Raw genomic sequence first — 464 nt, 5'->3', positions numbered from 1 at the left:
GCCGCGTGGCACGACGCGAGCGTGTGGCCGCAGGCCGATCGCAAGGCGGCACTGGCGGCCTTGCAGCCGGCGCGCGCTGCCGCGGCGCAATGGATGATCGCGCACAAGGCGATGCCGGCGGCGCAGGCCGACCGCGTCGCGGCGGCGCTGGTCGCAGCCTGGGTCGGTGCGCGCATCGCCTTTGCCGAAGGCCCGCAGGGGTAATAGTCGCGTACGCGGCGCTGGTGGGGCGCTGGCGCCTCGCGCAAGGCGTGCATCTAGGCTGAACGCTGGCCGTCCCGCCCTGGAACCGGCGCGCATCGCGGCGGTCACACCTCCATTGTCCGATGGAGATGTGCATCCCATGCAGCCGCGTCACTCGTTCTGGCCGTGGATCCTGGTCGCCGTGCTGGTGGCCGCCGCTGCGGCATGGTTGTTCCGCGACAACATCGCCGCGCTGTGGCCCGCCGCTGCGCCCGCACCTG

Annotated in this window: 1 pseudogene; it reads left to right on the top strand. The window is 73.1% G+C overall.

The annotated features are described in order from the left end of the window. Window positions 1-204, top strand: a pseudogene (locus tag D588_RS25475) (hypothetical protein); the annotation flags it as partial. Window positions 205-464: the final 260 nt, after the last annotated feature.

This window comes from Xanthomonas sp. SHU 308 (assembly GCF_000364645.1).
Lineage (GTDB): Bacteria > Pseudomonadota > Gammaproteobacteria > Xanthomonadales > Xanthomonadaceae > Xanthomonas_A > Xanthomonas_A sontii.
This window is presented reverse-complemented; position numbering and strand designations above follow the sequence as displayed.